Origin of the sequence: Roseococcus pinisoli, from assembly GCF_018413645.1 — a bacterium.
In the GTDB taxonomy this organism is placed as follows: domain Bacteria; phylum Pseudomonadota; class Alphaproteobacteria; order Acetobacterales; family Acetobacteraceae; genus Roseococcus; species Roseococcus pinisoli.
In genome coordinates, this window is sequence record NZ_JAHCDA010000002.1 from 826052 (window position 1) to 841315 (window position 15264).

Below are 15264 nucleotides of genomic sequence, written 5' to 3' on the forward strand. Positions count from 1 at the left end.
TGGGCAAATGGGTTCGGTGCGGATGGGGTGTAGGGCGGCTGTCGCTGATCGCGTTTCGGTTCACGCCCCCGTGAGGGAGCGACTCGTGCGCGAGAGCGTGTTCGGCGAGCCGGCCGTGTTTCGATCCACGCCCCCGTGAGGGAGCGACGGTCAAGAAGGTTCTGGTGGGTGCGGGCCACGTGTTTCGATCCACGCCCCCGTGAGGGAGCGACGTTCAACCCTGAGACGGGTGCCATCGAATGATCGTTTCGATCCACGCCCCCGTGAGGGAGCGACAGACGATCCGCGTCTTCTTCGCCGACATGCTCTGGTTTCGATCCACGCCCCCGTGAGGGAGCGACCCGTAGGGCGCCTGGCTGCCGTCGGACGACGCGGGTTTCGATCCACGCCCCCGTGAGGGAGCGACCGTTGAGATTGCGTTCACGGCTGAACTCCGTCCGTTTCGATCCACGCCCCCGTGAGGGAGCGACAGGAGCCGCAGACTGCGTCGTCAGGTAGATCACGTTTCGATCCACGCCCCCGTGAGGGAGCGACTCCCTGAAGGAACTCCACATGTCCGCAATTGCGAAGTTTCGATCCACGCCCCCGTGAGGGAGCGACGAACGGAAGCCGAGCGCGCGGCGAGCTACGCCCAGTTTCGATCCACGCCCCCGTGAGGGAGCGACCAGCATCCTCAATGCGTCCGGCAACAGCGTCGAGTTTCGATCCACGCCCCCGTGAGGGAGCGACCGTCCAGGAGATCAGGCGCTGCGTCTCGGCCTTGTTTCGATCCACGCCCCCGTGAGGGAGCGACCTCCGGGTTTCCAGCGCAATGACTCATAGATGGGCGTTTCGATCCACGCCCCCGTGAGGGAGCGACTCGTGAATGCCCGGTTATCGGCTTTCAATTTTCTGTTTCGATCCACGCCCCCGTGAGGGAGCGACGTTGCCGGGTTTCTGCGAGTTTTCCCCGAGGCATCGTTTCGATCCACGCCCCCGTGAGGGAGCGACGAAATCCGGCGCGAGCGGATGGGAGTGGGCGCATGTTTCGATCCACGCCCCCGTGAGGGAGCGACCATACGCGACGCTCAGGCCGACATCGAGGGCCAGGTTTCGATCCACGCCCCCGTGAGGGAGCGACGCCGATCTATGAGGTCAAGCGGTACCAATCCTGGTTTCGATCCACGCCCCCGTGAGGGAGCGACGGGCGAAGCGCCTAGTTCCCCAGCACGAGCGGGGATGTTTCGATCCACGCCCCCGTGAGGGAGCGACCGCTTCTGCTGCCAGCCTCGGTGCAGGCTTGCCCGTTTCGATCCACGCCCCCGTGAGGGAGCGACCGCCCCTCTGGCCGGCCTCCCCGTTGAGTGGCCGTTTCGATCCACGCCCCCGTGAGGGAGCGACGGCTCAGCGCCGCCAGGCGGTGGACAGCCGCTCTGGTTTCGATCCACGCCCCCGTGAGGGAGCGACGACGAGCCGTCCGTCCGTCCGTTGGAAGCCGATGTTTCGATCCACGCCCCCGTGAGGGAGCGACCCGCAAGGTCCAAGACCCGATCGCCCAGGCCCTGTTTCGATCCACGCCCCCGTGAGGGAGCGACTTGGCTCGCCGGTCCGGACGTGGCGGCCGCCATCGTTTCGATCCACGCCCCCGTGAGGGAGCGACCCTCGCAGTCCATTTCGTGACGCACGGTGCGCGGTTTCGATCCACGCCCCCGTGAGGGAGCGACGCGCATCACCTACGCCAAGCTCTTCGCCAGGATCGGTTTCGATCCACGCCCCCGTGAGGGAGCGACGCGGCGAGCTCACGCCGGTCGAGCGCGAGCAGGCGTTTCGATCCACGCCCCCGTGAGGGAGCGACGGCGTCACGCTCGACGGGGACGATCGGGTCCGGGTTTCGATCCACGCCCCCGTGAGGGAGCGACGCGGCCTGGACCTCTGATCCGGCCCATCCCTGCTGTTTCGATCCACGCCCCCGTGAGGGAGCGACCTGGCGAGACCTTCGCGGGGGACTGCGTGGCCTGTTTCGATCCACGCCCCCGTGAGGGAGCGACACGACACCGCCAACGTCGCGACGATCGTGGCCGAGTTTCGATCCACGCCCCCGTGAGGGAGCGACCATAGCCGACCTTCCGCGCCTTCCCGTCGGCCGCGTTTCGATCCACGCCCCCGTGAGGGAGCGACAGGACCTCTACTACACGACCGTCGCGCAGATCCTGTTTCGATCCACGCCCCCGTGAGGGAGCGACCTGCCGCCTGTTGGCGCTCCGCAGGCCACGACGCGTTTCGATCCACGCCCCCGTGAGGGAGCGACGGTAGCGGAGCGGCCCAACCCCGCATCCCCGTAGGTTTCGATCCACGCCCCCGTGAGGGAGCGACCCGTTCCATCGGCTCATGGAGGTCGGGAGTAACGGTTTCGATCCACGCCCCCGTGAGGGAGCGACGGCGGCGCGCAGCTCCTGACCAACGCCCTGCCGGTTTCGATCCACGCCCCCGTGAGGGAGCGACCCACCCAGTCTCAAGCAAATGCCCCAACAGCACTATCCACCCCCTCAGCGCGAACCCCACCCGCCGCAGCGTCAGGACAAGCCGCTGCCTCCCTCACCATTCCGCAAGCCCCTGACGAAAAACGCCGGAGCTCTCTCGCGAACCTCCCGCGAAAACCATGCGCGCTTGCCGTTCGCGCAGCACCGCTCAGAATCAGAACAGGAGGGGCCCGTCCAGGTCCAGCGCCGGCTTGGCGCCGACATGTTCCACGCGTCGGCGGCCATCGGCGCCCAGACGATAGAACCGCAGGCTGTCCGTCGCGGGATCGATCTCGCCGATCAATCGGGCGCGAAGGGTCGTCCATTGTGCGGGCTCCACCTCGCACTCGAACACCGAATTCTGCACCCTCTGGCCGAAATCGAGGCAGGCGCGCGCGACCCGCCTCAGCCTGCGCCGGCCCGCCGCGGTTTCCGTGCTCACGTCGTAGGCGACCAGCATCAGCATGCCGCGCTCACTTCCAGATGAAGGCGGGGTATCCGTCCAGGTCGCCGCGCAGGTGACGCGCCAGCAGCTGCGCCTGCAGGTGGACCACAAGACCCATCGGCGCCGTCTCTCCCAGGAAGGGGTGGCGCAGTTCCTGCCGCTTGCGCTCCTGCCAAGCGGTCAGCACCGTCTTGCGCGCCGCATCCGTCAGCCGCACGCCGCCCGCTTCCTCGACGATGAAGTCATCCGCGCGGAGCTGGCCTCGATTGAGGAGGCTGAGCGCCAGCCGGTCCGCCAGCACGGGACGCAGCTCCTCCATCAGGTCCAGCGCCAGGCCCGCGCGGCCGGGACGGTCGGCATGGAGGAAGCCAACCTGCGGATCCAGCCCATGCGCCTCCAGCGCGGAGCGGCAGTCGTGCCCCAGCGTGGAGTAGAGGAACGAGAGCAGCGCATTCACGCGATCGAGCGGCGGGCGACGCGATCGGCCGGTGAAGCGCAGCCCCTCCCCCTCCACACGGATCATGTGGTCGAAAACCGCGAAATAGGTCGCCGCCGCCTCGCCCTCCAGCCCGCGCAGCGTGTCGACCTCGTCCATGGCCAGGGTCCGGCGGGCGATATGGCCGAGGCGCTGCTCGGCGACGGCCAGGGCGTCGCGCGCGCCCGCCTCCATCGCCTCGCCATGGTCGCGCAGCGCGCGCAACAGGACCGTGCGCTGGTTGGCGGCCTTGGCGGCGACGATGCCACGGACGATCGGCACCTGGCGCGCCGGGTCGTCGGCGATGCGATACTGCGCCCGGCGCAGCAGCACGTTGCCGCTCCGCGCGCCTTCGACGCGAGCCAGGAAGCGGCCATTGGGATCGAGGAAGGACAGGGCGACGCCGGCCTCCGCGCAGGCGGACAGGAGCGCCGGCGACGCGCCGGGGCGCGCGAAGCTCATCACGCCGTCGAGCATGTGCAGCGGCGCACGGCCGCGTTCCTCGCCGTCCACCTCGACGACGAGGTTCTCGCCGTCCTTGCGCAGCCAGGCGCCCTCGCTGGTGACGTAGATGGTGTTTCGCATCCGTCGCATCGTCGCCTCCTCAATCCGCCAGCTGCCCGGCCAGCCAGCGTGAAATCGACGGCGGCGCCGCGAGCCTGTCGGGCTGGCAGAGGTCCTGCAGGGAGCAGCGACGGCAGCCCGACAGGCGCACCGGCGGCGGCGTGCGGCCGGCCAGCAGGTTCGCCCGCGCCTCGGTGGCGACGCCCGAGGTCAAGGCGCGCAGCTCTTCATCGAAGGCGACAACGAGGCGCCGGCGCGTGGTGCCGTAGAAGAGCGCGCCCTCCGGCACCGGCCGGCCGAACATTTCCTCGAGACAGATGGCCTGCGCGCAGAGCTGCACCTCGTCGGCGCGGTGCGGCTTGGGCTTGCCGCGCTTGTACTCGACCGGGAAGGGCTGCGGCGGGCGCCCGCGGAACTCCACCGCATCCGCCTTGCCTGAGACGCCGAGGGCCAGCGATCGCAGCGCGAGGCCACGCGCGACACGGATACCGGGCCGGGTCTCGGGCCGTCCGGCATCCACCTTTTCGTGCAGCAGGCGGCCTTCCGCCGTCGCCACATCCTCGGCCCAGAGCTGCTCCACATGGATCAGCGCGCATTGCCGCGGGCAGAAGAGATGGTGCTGCAGCGCCGAGAGCGGGATCAGCGCGTCCTCGACCTCCGGATCCGGTGCCGCAGCGGCCATCGCGGGCTATCTTTCGATCACCTCGATGCCTGCGGGCAGGTTCTCCCGATCCACCGTGATCGCATAGTCGGTGAAGCTGCGCGCGGCGGGCCAGTTGTCGGTGGCCTCGTCGCCGATCGGCTGACGGCTGCCCTTGTGCTGGCGCCAGGTCTTCACCCGGTCGAAGAGCTCATGGGCATGGGCATTTCCCAACGCGCCGGCATGGCGGAACACGACCAGCTTGCGCGTCGCCATCTCGCCCCGCGCGGCGGAGCGATCATGTTCGAACATGTTCGACAGCGCTTCGAACAGCAGCTCGAGATCGGCCTCCGAAAAGCCGGTGCCCTTGGTGTCGTGCGAGGCGAGCGGCGCATTCACGAAGCCATGCGCGCGGTAGAGGCCGTAGGGGATGATGTGCTTGCGGCCCATGGTGCGGCCGCCCTTGTCCTCGGCGTCCTTCTCGGTCGTCGCGGCCAGGCGGGTGATGGAGATTTCCAGCGGCATCACCGGCTCGACGGAATTGGCGAAGGTGATCTGCACCGGGCCGCGCACCTGCCCCGCATTCACGCCCGTCGTCATGACAGCGCCGAAGGCGCGGATGTCCCAGAAGTTGGCGCACATCCAGCGCGTCAGCGCGCGGGACTTCGCCTCCTCCTTCGGCAGTTTCTTCATCTCCTCGGCCTTGGAGACCTCGGGCAGCACCGCCTGCCAGGCCCGCTTATGCTCGAGGTTCAGCGTGGCGCCGTCCCGCATGTAGATCTCGTGGCCCGGCACCTCGCCCTTCGCGAGCGCCACGTAGTTGCGGATCTTGCGCTTGATCGCGACGTCGGAGACGAGGCCCCGATTGGTCTCGGGGTCGAGGCGCGGCAGGTTGCCGGCATCCGGATCGCCGTTCGGATTGCCGTTCGCGACATCGAAATACAGGACGAATTCGTGGCGCTGCGTCAGCGCGCTGGTCTCAGACATTGGTCTCGCCCCCTTCCGGCGTCTCCGCCGCTTCCAATTCCTCCACCGGCTTGCCCGCCACCCGGGCGCGGCGCTGGTGGTAGTAGCCGATGACGAAGCGCCCCTGCTCCTCGAGCCGCAGCGAACGCGGCAGCGCCGAGGGAAGCTGCTCGGCGATCTGATCCAGCTCGCGCTCGATGAAACCGCCCTTCCCGTCCTTGCGCAGCTTCGCCAGGTGGTTCTGCATGCCGCGCAGCAGCAGCGGGAAGACGCCGGCCGGCGTCGCCGAGGCCGCGCCGAAATAGCGGTCCCGGATGGTGGCGTTGACCTTGCCCAGCGCCATGCGCTGCGCGATCTCGGCCATCGCGAACATGCGGCCGAGCTGATAGGCGGCGTTCGGCTCCTCCCGGTTCAGGCTCACAGGCGGAATCTCCCTTCGATGTTTGCGGCCCTCGCGCGCGAGCACGGCGCGGATGGCCGCGGCGTGCCAGCCGGTGCTGGGATCGTCGCCGGCACGCAGGCGCATGAGGGCGGCGGCCAGCAGCGGACGCGGATAATTGCCGCCGGTCAGGATCGCGCGCGTGACCTCGCCGGCGAGCTGGGGCGGGATGTTCTCGAATTTTTCCTGCGCCGCGGTCGTCCGCACCAGCAGGCGTTGGATCGCGGGCGGGGCGGCGCGCCAGGGCGTCGGCTCGATCGAGAGGTCGTCGTAATGCTCGGCGAGGCGCTTCGCGAAGACCTCGAAGCGGCCCTGCATCCAGAAGCGGACCGACAGCCTCGCCGCATTGGGCGACAGGCCCAGGATGTTGAAGCGGACGCCCGGCTCCAACCGAGGGCCGCCTTCCCTGTAGGGGCGGCCGTCCAAGACCCATTGCAACTCGTCACGAACCAGGGCGGCCTGCTGCTCGTCGCGCTCCAGATTTCCGGTCGAGGCTTCCGGCGTCGGCGGGCTGAAGAAATCGGCGAAGGCGTCCTCGATCGGCTTGGCGACCTCCTCGCTCGCATCGGCCCAGAAGATGACCGATGCATCGCCGATCGGGCGCGGGAGGCGATTGGGGCTCGCGCGGTCGAGCATGCGGTTCAGCGCGGCGCCGTAGCGGAAAGCCGCGATCTCCGAGGTGGGCGCGTTATCGCCCTGCTCCTTTCCGTAGGAGGTGAAGGCCTCAAGGTTGAAGGAGACCAGCGCGGCCCCCGAGGACTGCGCCCCCTCGACGCCCTTGATCGTCGGATGAAGCCGCTGGGCGGGCGCCTCCTCGCCCGTGACGAGGCAAAAGGCCGGCGGCCGGCCATCCGCCACGGGCCTTCCGATCAGTCGCTGCGCGGCCTCACGATCATGCAGGTAGCCGCCCCCCGATAGGCGGAAGACGATATTGGCGTCCAGCATCTCGGGCTTGAAGGGCTCGGCGTCGAAGCGGTCGGGCGTCCAGCCCTCCAGGAAGCGCCGCAGGGCCAGCAGCCCTTCGTCATTGGTCCCGGCCAAGAGCTTCAGATGCGCTTCCCGGAAGGCCGCATGCTCCTCGGCCGTACGGCGCCCCTCGCCGGCGGTGCGGCCGAGCACATAGGCGCTCTTGTCCCAGAGGCAGTTCGGCATGATGCCGGCCGTGCGCTTCCCCGCCGCCGGGACCGTCATCAGCCGCGGGACGAGCTTCTTTCCGCTCTGCTCCCGCAGATCCACGACCTGGACGGGGTCGCCCTCCGGGGAGAGCATGATCGCGAAGCTGATCTTCTCCCGCGAATAGCCCGGCGCCTCCGCCTCACCGCGCGCGGCCATGCGCCCGTAGTAGCCGTCGAGCGCCTGGAGGAGGCTCATGCGATCGTGCCCTCGGCCAGGCAGGCCTGCACGTCCATCACGCCATTGACGAGGCGCGCGCGGAAGAAGCGCGAGGTGCGGTTCTGCGCGAAGTCGATGTCGTGCAGCATCCAGCCCAGATCGCGCTCGGCCTCGTCGGCCGGCCACTCGCTGGCCGGCAGCGGCGCGCCTTCCGGGATCAGGGCGAAATCCGCCGCGAATTCGCGTGTGCCGAGGCAGGGTCGATGGAAGCACTGACCCGCGGCGGCGCGGCGCGTGAACATGGCATGATGCTTGGCCGGCGTGTCCTCGGTGCCCGCGCGGGCGGTCATCTCGAAATGCGCCTCGATCACATAGGCCACGTCGACGAGGAGCATAGCCGCTCGCTGCTGCCGGACCTCCTCCACCACCAGGCCGAGACCCTGGGTGGAGCCCGCCCGCATGGCCCGGTCGGCCAGGGCCGCACTCGCCTTCGCGCTGACCTCGTTGCGTCGGAAGGACTGGAAGCGGATGGGCCGGAGGATATGGATCCGGTCCACGACCCAGCGGATGGCGGGCTTCCAGTGAATCGCCTCGAGGATGCCCCGGGCGGCGGACGGCGTCATGACGTCATAGGAGACGCGCTCGACCTTCATTTCCGGTCTGGTGAAGCAGGCGCGATCACCCCAGACTTGCAGCCTCACCCCAAAGGCCATGGATCTACCCTTATTATCCCTAGGATACCCTCCCACGAGCAGAAAATACGTCAATATATTCTAAATAATGAAATTATTTGAAAATATACCCGCGTCGTTAGAAACGTTCATTCGATAACTATGCAATGAACACTTAGGAAAATTAATTCATTTCGGCATGTGCAGCCGCGAATATTTCTACCGACTCCAAACAACATTTTATTCTGCAATGGTCGTAGCCGCGCCGTCGTCGCCTCGCGCGCCTGACCGGCCCTGCGCATCTTCCACCGGCGTTGCCAAGCTGATCCGGACCGCTCTCAGAAGATCCCGCTCTGGATCGACCGTTCGCCGGGCCGCCAGATATCCAGCCCGGTCTGCGGCCGATAATGCGCGCGGTCCACAAAGGTCAGCAGCTCCTCCCCGATCGCTGGATGAACGGGGCGCAGCGCCCCCATCACCAGCCACTCGCCACGGACCTGCCGCGGGATCGAGACCGTGAATTGCTGCAGGCGCCGCATGTGCCCTGAAGTTGGCCGCTCCATCGCCCCCATCTCCTTCAGCAGCTTCTGCGCCTCCTCGTCGAAAGGCACGACGACCGTCGCCATCACGGCGTCGATGAGGCGGAAGGCCTCGGCAATGCCGCGAAACGGAAAATCCAGCCGATCCGCCCGCTCCTTCAAGGCCGCCAGGGTACCCCCTGCCCGCTCGCCCACCTTCACCGCGTCCAGCGGGTCTTCCCGCGGCCGGTCATGCGCGCCCTTGTTGAAATAGAGCTCGCGGAAATAGGCCTCGATCGCCTCCAGGGTCAGCGGATCCTCATGCGCCGCCAGCACGGGCTGCGCCGCCTGCCAGAACTGCGCGATCTCGTGCGGCGGCTTCTTCCCCTCCGCCTCGAAGACCACCACGCGGCCCCTTTCCCGTTCGCCATGCCGGTTGCAGCGGCCGGCCGCCTGGATGATCGAGTCCAGCCCCGCCGAGGCGCGCCAGACCTCGGGAAAGCTGGCATCCACGCCAGCCTCGATGAGGGAGGTGCTCACCACCCGCACCGGCTCGCCTGCCTTCAGCCGCTGCCGCGCCTGCTCCAGCACCTGCCGCCGGTGCCGGGGGCACATCAGCGTGCTGAGATGCGTAGCGCCCGGCAGGTGACGTATCGCCTCGAACAGCTCCCGCGCGTGGGCGCGGCTGTTGACGATGCACAGCATCTGCGGCTGTTCCGCAAAGCGCGCAGCGATGACTTCGTCGGATACCGGCACCGGCAGCCGCTCAACCTCGACGCGCTTCAGCTCCGCGAAAAGCGCCTTCGGTTCCGGCGCCAGCTCCCGCTCCTCGCCGATGGGAAAGCCGCCCGGAAAGCCGTCCTTCTCGCGCAGCGCCGGCTGCGTCGCCGTGCAGAGCACGATGCTGGCGCCGTAGTTGAGCGCGAGCTCCTCCAGCGCTGCCATGCAGGGGCGCAGGAGAGGCAGCGGCAAGGTCTGCGCCTCGTCGAGCACGATGACGGCCTTCGCGAGATTGTGCAGCTTGCGGCAGCGCGAGGTGCGGTTGGCGAAGAGGCTCTCGAAGAACTGCACCGCCGTGGTGACGACGATGGGCGCCGCCCAGTTCTCCGCCGCCTTCTGCAGCTTGGCCAGGCCGTCCCGCCCCTCGTCATCCTCGGCCAGATTGCGCGCCGTCTCCCAGTCGAAGCTCGCGTGGTGCTCCAGCACGTCGTCCTTCGTGCCGAGCGCCTCGCGGAAGACGGCGGCCGTCTGCTCGATGACGGAGGTGAAGGGGATCACATGGACTACCCGGCGCATCCCGTGCCGCAGCGCATGCTCCAGCGCGAAGGAAAGCGAGGTCAGCGTCTTGCCGCCACCGGTGGGCACGGTGAGCGTGAAGAGCCCCGGTGCCAGTTCCGCCCGTTCGACGGCGTGCCGCAGGACACGGCCGCGAAGGGCCTGGACGGAATCCGTGCCCTCGCTGCGGAGACCGCCTGCCATATAGGCGCGCAGGCGGTCGCGGAGCTCAGGCAGCGCGGTGAAGCCCTCACGCTCGACCTCCTCGCCCTTCGACGCCGCGTAGAAGCGCTCCGTCTCCAGGAAATCCGCATCCACGAGGCAGGAGAAGAGCATGCGGGTCAGGAAGGCCTGGCTGAAGCCGGCATGGCGGCCCCGCTGCAGGGGCCGGCGCGGCTTGAGCTCGGTCAGCGGCGGCAGGGGCCCGGCCTGCGCCTCCCAGCCCTGATAGGGCTCGATGCGGCGCTCGGGCCCGAGGCGCTGCTGCAACTCGACCGCATCCGCCAGGCCGGCGTGATGACCGGCAATGGCGAAGGCCATCATCTTGCCGACCATCGGCCCATAGGCCTCGACCGCGATACGCGCGCCGGCGGTGGAATGGTCGGGCCCCTTCACCGTCCTGCCCGGCTCGCGGGGCGTGGCGATATAGGCCTGGTAGCCCTCCGACACCTTGCCGATGTCGTGCAGCAAGCCGATGGCCCGGGCCACGACATCCCAGCCGAAGCTTTCGGCGAAGCCGGCGGCGCGGGTGGCGACGGCGGCAAGATGTTCCGGCAGCGGTTCCCAGCCGCTGCGATCGGCGGTCTCCAGCGAATGGGCGTAGAGAGGCGTGGTCCTCGGGTTGGGCACGACGATCTTCCTCGGCTCAGCTTTGGAAGGTCCATGAAAGGCCATCGCTGGCGCACCCGCCAAACATTCCTATCTTGGTAATTTCTGGTCGCCCGGCCGGCCCTCGCGATCATCGCGAGCTCGCGACGCCATCCTGTCATCTCGCCCGCTGTCCGTGGCTTGACGTTCAAAGCGCCGCCATCGCTATATCCCTTCAAATATAACGGCTGCCGGGCGAGGATTTCGCCCCGCGGCGACTCACGGAAAGGAGCCTCGATGAACGAAGAGAATGTCCGGCTGGCCGCCTTGCGGCACGCGGAGGAGCAGGCCCAGCAGCTCTTCGACGCCATCGAGGCCAAAGGCCTGATTGCGCCGGGCCGCACAGAGCGCGAGGTCGAGAAGGACATCTACGCGCTCGCCGCGCGCGACTTCAATGTGGAGAAGCACTGGCACAAGCGCATCGTCCGCGCCGGCATCAACACGCTCACCATTGCGGCCGATAATCCGCCGGTCATCGACATCCTGGCCGACGACATGGTCTTCGTCGATCTCGGGCCGGTCTTCGAGGAGTGGGAGGCCGATGTCGGCCGCACCTACGTACTTGGCGACGATCCGGTGAAGCATCGCCTCAAGGCGGATCTGCCGCGCCATTTCGAGAAGCTGCGGGCCCATTTCGACGCCCACCAGGACATCACGGGCGCCGAGCTCTTCGCCGCGGCCGAGAAGTTCGCGGCCGAGGATGGCTGGCTCTGGGGCGGCCAGATCGCGGGCCATCTCGTGGGCGAGTTCCCGCATGCCCGCATCCCTGGCGACAAGGACCTCTACCGGATCAGCCCAGACAATCCCTCCCGGATGCGCGATCCGGATGCATCGGGGCAGACGAAGTACTGGATCCTCGAGGTGCATCTCGTGAACCAGGACCGGAGCTGGGGCGGCTTCTACGAAAGGCTACTCCTGCCCGATCCCGTCTGACGGGAAACATGCCTCGCGCGGCGTTGCGGTTATGTATGCCGTCGCGCGGGGCCGATGCCCGTTAGGCGCTCGTCACACCCCTGGAACCGACTTGCCCCCTCCTTCGCCGCCGCCTGTCGCCGTCGCTTCGCCGAGACCTGGCGACACGCCCGTGCTTGCCGAGATCTATGCCACTGTCCGGCGGGAGACGATGCATTGGCTGGACTCGGACCACTTCCGGTTGTCCGATTTTTCCCACGACAGCCAGGGCGAGGACATCCTGGTGGCGCGATCGGCAGCAGACGACATCCTGGGCTTCGTCTCGGTCTGGGCGCCGGACGCCTTCATCCACATGCTCTATGTGCGTCGGGAGTGGCGGGGGATGGGCGTCGGCAAGGCACTCCTGGCCGCCCTGCCCGGATGGCCCGAGCGTTCCTACCGCCTCAAATGCCTCACCAGGAGCACCGAAGCGCGGCTGTTCTATCTCTGCCAAGGCTTCGTCGCGACCGGCTGCGGCACCTCGCCGGAGGGCGACTACGAGGAACTGACCCGGCTGAGGATTGCCTGAGCGGATAACCGGCGCCTCGAAATGAGGTCGAGGCTCGAATTCACCTATATGTATCGTTAATTATCCCCGCCGTGCTCCGATGAGGCAGCATGGGACCGGGCCGGCATGCCCGATCCCTTTCGCCGATCGGACTAGGCGCGCGCGCTCAGAAATCCTTGCAGGAAGGCGGTCAGGTTGGCTTCCAGCTTTTCGATCAGGTAGCCGCCCTCCTGGATGATGACGGTGGGCAAGCCGAGATCCGCAATCCGGCGGCCCGCGCCCCGGAACCCTTCGGCGGTCACCGCGAGGTTGGCGGTGGGATCGCCCGCCTGGGCATCGAAGCCGAGGGAGAGCACTAGCACATCGGGCAGGCCCGGCCGGCGCAGCGCTTCCAGGCCACGCTCGACCGCGTCCAGCCAGGCCTTGTCCGTCGCGCCCGGCGGCAGCGGAAGGTTCAGGTTCCGCCCCGCGCCCGCAGCTGCGCCCGTCTCATCCGCATAGCCCGCATAGAAGGGATAGAGCCCGGCCGGATCGCCATGCACGGAGACGACGTGCACATCCTCGCGCTCGTAGAAGATCGCCTGGGTCCCGTTGCCGTGATGCACGTCGATGTCCAGGAGGCCGACGCGCGCGACGCCGCCGTCGCGCAGCCGCTGCGCCGCGATCGCCGCATTGTTCAGGAAGCAGAAGCCGCCCGCGAGGTCGGCATGTGCGTGATGGCCGGGCGGCCGGGTCAGCGCATAGGCCTGCCGCGCGCCGGCGAGCACGGTGTCCGCCGCCTCCACCGCGGCATGGGCGGAAGCCACCGCCGCGGACCAGCTGTGCTGCAGGAGCGGCGCGCCGTGCCCCGCGAGATACCAGCCCGCCAGGCCCACGACGGAGCTCGGCTTGCGGTGCAGCGGCCGCACGGCGAAGGCAGTGGGCCGCACCACCGGGTCCGAGGCGAAGCCAGGCTCCGCGCGCCAGGCGTCGTAGGCGCTGGCCAGGAAGCGCAGATACCCCTCCTCATGCAGCGCCTCGATGGGCGCCAGCCCGTGGTCGCGCGGAGCTTCCGCCTGCAATCCCGCGGCGGTCACCGCGCGCAGCAGTGCGTCGATGCGGGTCGGACGCTCGAAATAGGGGCGTGCCGCGGCGCCGCTGCCGATCACGCTGTCAGGATCGTGCCGGGCGTGGGCGGGAGGCAGGAAGACGCGCAGGGCTGGCGCCTGCCGGGAGCTGTGGGACATGGAGCCGAGGTCCGTCGAGGTTGTCGGGAAAGTTTTTCACATTTAAAATTCGCATAACAATAGTTGAACTAAAATTATAGGTTGTTATCTTCCCGCTCGTGACCACGCTCCGCCCGGCCCCGATCGCCGTCCCCTCCCAGCCGCTCTTCCCCGCGGCCGACCGGCGATGTCGCGCCCGCGCCTGACGCGCCGATCCGCCTCCCTTCCTCGCCGAACTCATGAGCGCAGCCGCGACCGCCGGCCTGCGAAGGACATCCCATGCCCACCCGACGTTCCGTTCTTCTTTCCGCCGGCAGCGTGCTGGCGGCGCCGACCCTCGCCCAGGCGCAGGACAACCGCGTGCTGCGCTTCGTGCCGCAATCCGATGTGGGCGTGCTCGATCCGGTCTGGACTGGCGCCTATGTCACCCGCAATCACGCGGCCCTGATCTTCGACACGCTCTACGGCCTCGACAGCCAGTTCCGCGTGCAGCCGCAGATGGCCGAGGGCCACACCGTCGAGAATGACGGGAAGCTCTGGACCATCCGCCTGCGCGACGGCCTGCTCTGGCATGACGGCGAGAAGGTGCTGGCGAGCGATGCGGTGGCGAGCATCCGTCGCTGGGCCGTGCGCGATGCCTTCGGCGACGCGCTGATCGCCGCCACCGACGAGCTCTCCGCCCCCGACGACCGTACCATCCGCTTCCGGCTGAAGCGCCCCTTCCCGCTGCTGACCTATGCGCTGGCCAAGCCCGGCTCGCCCCAGGCCTTCATCATGCCGGAGCGAATCGCCCGCACCGATCCCTATCGCCAGATCACCGAGCTGGTGGGCTCGGGCCCCTTCCGCTTCAACACGGCGGAGCGGGTGGTCGGTGCCCGCCTCGTCTACGACCGCAACGATCGCTACCGCCCGCGCGAGGACGGCACGCCCGACTTCCTGGCCGGTCCGAAGCGCGCGCAGATCGAGCGCGTCGAATGGCAGGTGATCCCGGACGCCTCCACCGCGGCCGCCGCCCTTCAGCGCGGCGAGGTGGATTGGTGGGAGGCGCCGGGCTTCGACCTGCTGCCGCTGCTGGGGCGCAACCGGAACATCAGCGTGGCGGTGCAGGATCCCACGGGCTCCATGCTGACGCTGCGCTTCAACCAGCTGCAGCCGCCCTTCAACAATCCCGCGATCCGCCGCGCCATCCTGCCGGCGCTGAACCAGGCCGACTACGTGATGGCCGCCGCCGGCGAGAACAGCGACTACTGGCGCACTGGCGTCGGCGTCTTCCCGCCGGGCACGCCGCTCGCCAACCAGGCCGGCCTCGACGCGCTGGCCGGCCCGCGCGACCTCGACAAGGCGCGCCGCGCGCTGGAGGTGGCGGGCTATCGCGGCGAACGCGTGGCGCTGCTCGTGCCCACGGACCTGCCCGTGCTGAAGGCGGCCGGCGAGATCGGCGCCGATCTCTTCCGCCGCATCGGTTTCAACCTGGACCTTCAGGCCCAGGACTGGGGAACCACGCAGCAGCGGCTGGCCAAGCGCGACCCCGTGGACCAGGGCGGCTGGAGCGCCTTCCACGTCACCTGGGCGGGCGCCGACCAGCTCAACCCCGGCGTCCACCAGTTCCTGCGCGGCAACGGCGCCGCCAGCCGCGTGGGCTGGCCGGACTCGCCGCGGATCGAGGCGCTGCGGGACCAATGGCTCTCAGCGACGGATGATGAGGCGCGGCAGCGCCTCGCCGCCGATCTGCAGCGCCAGGGTCTGGAGGACCTGCCCTATGTCCCGCTCGGCCAGGTGATCCCGCGCACCGCCTATCGCCGGAACATCAGCGGCATCCTGAGCGGCGGATACCCCGTCTTCTGGAACCTCCGGAAGGGATGACCGGACAGGCGCCGCCGTCCCCGACGGCGCGCGCCGCGACCGGCCGC

Annotated in this window: 11 protein-coding genes and 1 CRISPR repeat array; of the genes, 3 read left to right on the forward strand and 8 right to left on the reverse strand. The window is 68.6% G+C overall.

The genetic code is table 11. The annotated features are described in order from the left end of the window. The first annotated feature begins 52 nt into the window (after positions 1-52). Positions 53-2481: a CRISPR direct-repeat array (repeat unit 31 nt; unit sequence GTTTCGATCCACGCCCCCGTGAGGGAGCGAC). Between the two features lie 192 nt (positions 2482-2673). The 7 genes from cas2 to cas3 form a co-directional block, all read right to left on the reverse strand. After that, the gene (cas2, locus tag KHU32_RS12670) at positions 2674-2964 is read right to left on the reverse strand and encodes a CRISPR-associated endonuclease Cas2 (protein WP_213670443.1); all 291 of its coding nucleotides are present in this window, start codon (positions 2962-2964) and stop codon (positions 2674-2676) included. A 7-nt stretch (positions 2965-2971) separates the two neighbouring features. Beyond that, positions 2972-4012, reverse strand: coding sequence for a type I-C CRISPR-associated endonuclease Cas1c (gene cas1c, locus KHU32_RS12675; RefSeq protein ID WP_213670444.1), 1041 nt, complete (start codon positions 4010-4012; stop codon positions 2972-2974). 10 nt (positions 4013-4022) lie between these two features. Beyond that, on the reverse strand, positions 4023-4664 hold the full coding sequence (gene cas4 / locus KHU32_RS12680; RefSeq protein ID WP_213670445.1) for a CRISPR-associated protein Cas4: 642 nt from the start codon (positions 4662-4664) through the stop codon (positions 4023-4025). A 6-nt stretch (positions 4665-4670) separates the two neighbouring features. Continuing rightward, positions 4671-5609 carry a type I-C CRISPR-associated protein Cas7/Csd2 gene (gene cas7c, locus KHU32_RS12685; protein WP_213670446.1) on the reverse strand — a complete coding sequence of 313 codons (939 nt, stop codon included), beginning with the start codon at positions 5607-5609 and terminating at the stop codon, positions 4671-4673. After that, positions 5602-7398, reverse strand: a complete 1797-nt coding sequence (gene cas8c, locus KHU32_RS12690; protein WP_213670447.1) for a type I-C CRISPR-associated protein Cas8c/Csd1 — start codon at positions 7396-7398, stop codon at positions 5602-5604. Before cas8c ends, cas7c begins: the two co-directional genes overlap by 8 nt. Continuing rightward, a complete protein-coding gene (gene cas5c, locus KHU32_RS12695) occupies positions 7395-8012 on the reverse strand; it encodes a type I-C CRISPR-associated protein Cas5c (protein ID WP_456315943.1) in 618 nt (205 codons plus the stop codon). Before cas5c ends, cas8c begins: the two co-directional genes overlap by 4 nt. A gap of 356 nt (positions 8013-8368) precedes the next feature. After that, entirely contained in the window at positions 8369-10672 is a 2304-nt protein-coding gene (cas3, locus tag KHU32_RS12700) for a CRISPR-associated helicase Cas3' (RefSeq protein WP_213670449.1), read from the reverse strand. Between the two features lie 255 nt (positions 10673-10927). Between cas3 and KHU32_RS12705 the strand changes: the two genes are divergently transcribed. Further along, on the forward strand, positions 10928-11623 hold the full coding sequence (locus tag KHU32_RS12705; RefSeq protein WP_213670450.1) for a M24 family metallopeptidase: 696 nt from the start codon (positions 10928-10930) through the stop codon (positions 11621-11623). Between the two features lie 190 nt (positions 11624-11813). Continuing rightward, on the forward strand, positions 11814-12170 hold the full coding sequence (locus KHU32_RS12710; protein ID WP_283771069.1) for a GNAT family N-acetyltransferase: 357 nt from the start codon (positions 11814-11816) through the stop codon (positions 12168-12170). A gap of 131 nt (positions 12171-12301) precedes the next feature. Here the strand turns inward: KHU32_RS12710 and KHU32_RS12715 are convergent, their stop codons facing one another. Then, complete coding sequence (locus KHU32_RS12715; protein WP_213670452.1) at positions 12302-13375, reverse strand: histone deacetylase family protein; 1074 nt, start codon at positions 13373-13375, stop codon at positions 12302-12304. A gap of 258 nt (positions 13376-13633) precedes the next feature. Between KHU32_RS12715 and KHU32_RS12720 the strand changes: the two genes are divergently transcribed. Next, positions 13634-15217 carry an ABC transporter substrate-binding protein gene (locus tag KHU32_RS12720; RefSeq protein ID WP_213670453.1) on the forward strand — a complete coding sequence of 528 codons (1584 nt, stop codon included), beginning with the start codon at positions 13634-13636 and terminating at the stop codon, positions 15215-15217. The last annotated feature ends 47 nt before the right edge of the window (positions 15218-15264 follow it).